5 protein-coding genes and 2 pseudogenes are annotated in these 4,164 nt (G+C 57.9%); 2 read left to right on the plus strand and 5 right to left on the minus strand.

Annotation, left to right across the window (positions count from 1 at the left end; translation table 11 throughout):
• From WCA53_RS33010 to WCA53_RS33020, 3 genes and pseudogenes are all read right to left on the minus strand, one after another.
• Window positions 1-209: pseudogene (locus WCA53_RS33010) on the minus strand (hypothetical protein); the annotation flags it as partial.
• A gap of 38 nt (window positions 210-247) precedes the next feature.
• A complete protein-coding gene (locus WCA53_RS33015; protein ID WP_423921912.1) occupies window positions 248-1,012 on the minus strand; it encodes a ParA family protein in 765 nt (254 codons plus the stop codon).
• A gap of 77 nt (window positions 1,013-1,089) precedes the next feature.
• The gene (locus tag WCA53_RS33020; RefSeq protein WP_423921915.1) at window positions 1,090-1,569 is read right to left on the minus strand and encodes a ferritin-like domain-containing protein; all 480 of its coding nucleotides are present in this window, start codon (window positions 1,567-1,569) and stop codon (window positions 1,090-1,092) included.
• Between the two features lie 353 nt (window positions 1,570-1,922).
• On the opposite strand from WCA53_RS33020, the pseudogene mnmD reads away from it, so the two are divergent.
• Window positions 1,923-2,627, plus strand: a pseudogene (gene mnmD / locus WCA53_RS33025) (tRNA (5-methylaminomethyl-2-thiouridine)(34)-methyltransferase MnmD); the annotation flags it as partial.
• 20 nt (window positions 2,628-2,647) lie between these two features.
• On the opposite strand, the gene WCA53_RS33030 reads toward mnmD, so the two are convergent.
• Both WCA53_RS33030 and WCA53_RS33035 read right to left on the minus strand, forming a co-directional pair.
• Window positions 2,648-2,806, minus strand: coding sequence for a hypothetical protein (locus tag WCA53_RS33030; protein ID WP_423921918.1), 159 nt, complete (start codon window positions 2,804-2,806; stop codon window positions 2,648-2,650).
• Window positions 2,807-3,086: 280 nt separating this feature from the next.
• On the minus strand, window positions 3,087-3,239 hold the full coding sequence (locus WCA53_RS33035) for a hypothetical protein (protein WP_423921921.1): 153 nt from the start codon (window positions 3,237-3,239) through the stop codon (window positions 3,087-3,089).
• 296 nt (window positions 3,240-3,535) lie between these two features.
• Between WCA53_RS33035 and WCA53_RS33040 the strand changes: the two genes are divergently transcribed.
• A partial coding sequence (locus WCA53_RS33040) for an alpha/beta fold hydrolase (protein ID WP_423921925.1) occupies window positions 3,536-4,164 on the plus strand: 629 nt, incomplete at its 3' end.

Genomic DNA, 4,164 nt, shown 5'->3' on the forward strand with positions numbered 1-4,164 from the left:
GTGCCGCCGTACCAGGCGCTAAGAATGGTCGACAGTGAACCGTGCGGCGCGATTGCCGCGGCTAGCAGGCAGACCACCAATGTCAAGCCGATTGAAAGGACAAAGGGATCCGGCATGACCTGCTCGAACACATAGACGAGGCCTGTCACTACGCCTCGCCGATGAACGGTGTCGTCTGGCTTGACCGAATCGATGTGTCTCTTGTCCACCGTTCAGGGTCCTCTTATCGCGCGCCCTAGCCCTTGCTCTAGCTGTTGATTTCGTGATGCAACGCCAAGTATTCCTGCGCGAGTTTGTGACGCGGCTCAAGGTAAATCATCGGCCTCGCATGCTGATGGCTTTCGCGAATTTTCACCGATTGCGAGATATATGAGCTTAGCACCGGCAGGCCTTCGTTCAGCAATTCCTGCACCAGTTGTTGCGGCAGGCTTGCGCGGGGCTGGAACTGGTTGATGACGATCCCTTCGACGCTTAGTTCGGGATTGTGGTCGTGCTGGATCTCCTGGACATTGTCGAGCACCGAATACAGCGCACGGCGAGAAAAATCGTCGCAATCGAAAGGAATCAGACAGCGTTCAACCGCGATCAGTGCTGAACGGGTGAAGAAATTCAGGGCGGGAGGCGTATCGATGTACACCGCGTCATAGCCGTCGAGGCCCTTGAGCGCATCGCGCAGCTTGTAGATTTTATAGCGCGACTCAAGCTTGCCTTGCAGCGCCTCAAGATTGAGATGCGACGGAATGATATCGAGGTTTTCAAACGACGTAGCGTGTATGAACTTGCCGATCTCCGGCTCCCTGAAGCTGAAGCTCAAGGTCGCTTCAAAGAAATCGGCCAGATTCGGCTTTGCGTCCCGCGCCTGCGCGCCCAGCAAATACTGGCTTGAATTACCTTGTGGATCGAGGTCGATCACCAGCGTGCGCGCCCCCTGGGAGGCGCTGATCGCGGCGAGATTACAGACGATAGTGGATTTTCCTACCCCACCCTTTTGATTGAATACTACTCGGCGCATTGAATTTTCATCCTAGGGAAGGCACCCCGACAGTGTATCTGACCAGAAACCCCTTCTCTCTCGCGCCGGCCTTCCTCTCACCCACCGCGATCAGTCCCTCCAACCCCAAGCTTTCCGGCCGCTGCGCCCGGCCGACGCAGCATCTTTTCGACCTCGTGGGCGTGCAACTCTTCCGCATAGATCATCTGTCGCGCGTATTCCTCTAACGCGATTGACCGATCCTGCACGAGCGCCAACAGGTCGCGATAAAGATCCAGCGCAACGTTCTCCGCGTGCATCGATTCTTGCAGGATCGAGCCCAGGTCCAGCGTGTGAGAATCCAGCAAAGGCCCAATTTCCAGGGACGGATAGGCACCTAAGCTTGTAATCCACTCGCCTGCCTGCTGAGCATGAAGCAATGATTCGTCCGCCTGCCCTCTTAGCCAGGAAACGATCGGAATGCGGCCGAAGCCGAATACCAGGAATGAGTAGTGTGTGTAGCGGACAACCCCGGCAAGCTCCGACTCGAGGATCTGGTTTAGCACCTTGACGACTTTTTCCTGATCGATTTCCGACATATTTTCCTCCGCATGCGTGCAATGACGTGGCTAAGGGAATGCATCCAGCGATTTGGATGGTGCGCCTCGGGCGTTAAACGGATCAAGCAAACTTGCTTCTGCACTGCAACACTGGCGGTTCGTGCGCCTTGCCTTGCGCCGCGCTTAAGCGGCTTTAGCCTGCGAAGCAGGGTCTCTCGCCGCTTCGTCTCCGCAAATCGATCGTCAAACGCGCCCTTTCGGCGGCCTATTTCACCTGAGGTGGTGGGTTTTTGCTAAGGTTCCAACTCTTTGTCCTAGCTCGCAAAAAACGCGGCGCTCACGGCCGGTAAACCACTGCTTACTTAATTGTCCTAATGGCTTTTCCAACCCGCATGCTCGAGCCTCTGATCCCAGCCACGGTCGCATTCCGCGCCGACGGCACGCCGTATTCGCCTCGCTATAACGACATTTATCACAGCGCGGTCGGCAGTCTCGCGCAGGCGCAGTACGTGTTTTTGCAAGGTAATGGGCTACCCGAACGATGGCAGCAGCAGCGGACTTTCACCGTGCTGGAAATCGGCTTCGGCATGGGCGTCAACTTTCTTACGACATGGGCTGCCTGGCTTGCCGATTCGGGGCGCTGCGAGCGGCTGCATTTCGTGTCGATCGAAAAGCACCCGTTTTCGGCGGGTGATCTACGCCGCGCTTACGCGGCGACCATCGATGATGAATCGATCGCGGCACTGGCCGAAACGCTCGCCGCTGAGTGGCCGGCGCTTGCGCCTGGCATTCACCAGCTTGCTTTCGAAGGGGGCAGCGTCACGTTGACGCTTGTGTTTAGCAATGCGGCGGATGCGTTGCCGGCGCTGCGACTGCGTGCCGATGCGTTTTATCTCGATGGCTTTGCGCCGGCCAAAAACCCTGAGCTCTGGACGCCTGCCGTCTTCAAGTCGCTCGCATGTCTCGCGAACGAGGGCGCTACGTTCGCCACCTACACGAGCGCCGGCAGCGTGAAACGAGCGTTGTTGCAAGCTGGCTTCCAATACCGCAAGGCGCCCGGCTTCGGCTGGAAACGGGCGATGCTAGTCGGCCAATTCCCCGGCGCCAGTACGCACCTTCAGTAGCTTTCGAGCGCCGGGATCGCCCGGGTCGCCTCCATGTGGCCGCGGACTTCCTTCGCGACGCTCACGACGACATCGCGCACGAGGAAGACAACCACTTTGCGCACGGCCTTCAACATCGTGCGAATGCCGACATCGATCAGGCTATGAGGCAAGTGGATATGTCAATCAAAGACGCGTCGCGCGGCACGTAATTGCATCTCGAAGACCACGACCGTTTGCAAGGTCGCGATCAATCCGAACGCTAAGTGGATTCAACAGGCACGCGTTTTATCACTGGGCGAAAGGCGCGTTCCTTATGCACGAACGCGCTGTTTCCGAGCGGCACGGAGCAATGATTCGTCGTGCCTTTCGCCCCGCGTTGCCGCTTGGCTTTCGCATCGACGCAGTCGACGACCGCGTGGTCTCGACCGCTGGTTCAGGCTGGTTACGGACTCAGGAAACGCGATTGGAGTCCGGGCGGAATAAATCGAAACCGGCAAGCACGACGACGCCGCTTAAGGCGATCAGGGCCACCGAGTGCTGGCCGAAATAGAGAATGGCTGCGGCCGACCAGGCCGTCAGGCAAAAAGCTGCGATGCGTTTCATAATAAGAATGCCAAAACCAACGCGTCTTGTTTGACCGCGGTCTTGGCCTTCCCGTGTGAGCGTTGCGGTGCAACGTGCGGAAGGGTGACCTGGACGCATTCAGGGGATCAAGTTGGTATTCTAGGGGTTAACCCAAGAATCAGCAGAAACGGCAAGCACCACGAACAGCGATCGCATTGTCTAACCTTTGGCGCCGCCGAATCAACGTACAGGATCGAGTGGTTCACCACTTGTAGAATTTCAGCTCCCAACCAGCGACGCGCTGGCGTAGCTGTCTAACTCTCGAGGCGTTTTCCATGGCAGATTTTCAGCACGTCCCGAATGCGTTGTCACTCCCCCATTCCTTCGACTTCAACGGTCAGTCCGTGCGTTACGGAGTGGTCGGCAGCGGCAAGCCCATGGTGCTAGTACATGGAACGCCTTTTTCGTCGCAGGTCTGGCGTCGGATTGCGCCGATCATGGCTCGTTTCCGCAAGGTTTTCTGCTTCGATCTTCTCGGTTACGGAATGTCTGAGAAACGCGCGGGGCAGGACGTCTCGTTAGCCGTTCAAAATAACCTGCTTGCCGCCTTGCTCATGCATTGGCAACTGGAAAAGCCGGATGTAGTCGCGCATGATTTCGGCGGTGCGACCGCGCTCAGGGCTGCGCTGCTAAACGGGTGCGAGTATCGCTCATTGCTTTTGATCGATCCGGTGGCCGTTGCCCCTTGGGGCTCCCCGTTTGTCCGCCACGTGCGCGAGCATGAAGCTGCGTTCGCCGGCGTACCGGCGTACATACATGAAGCAATGCTTGACGCCTACCTGCAAGGTGCGGTGAACCGCCCGCTCGCGACAGACGCCTTGCGCGTGTATTCGTTGCCTTGGACCGGCGAAGTGGGTCAGGCGGCGTTCTACCGGCAAATTGCTCAGATGGACCAGCGTTACAC

It is taken from the genome of Caballeronia sp., assembly GCF_049581465.1.
GTDB lineage: Bacteria > Pseudomonadota > Gammaproteobacteria > Burkholderiales > Burkholderiaceae > Caballeronia.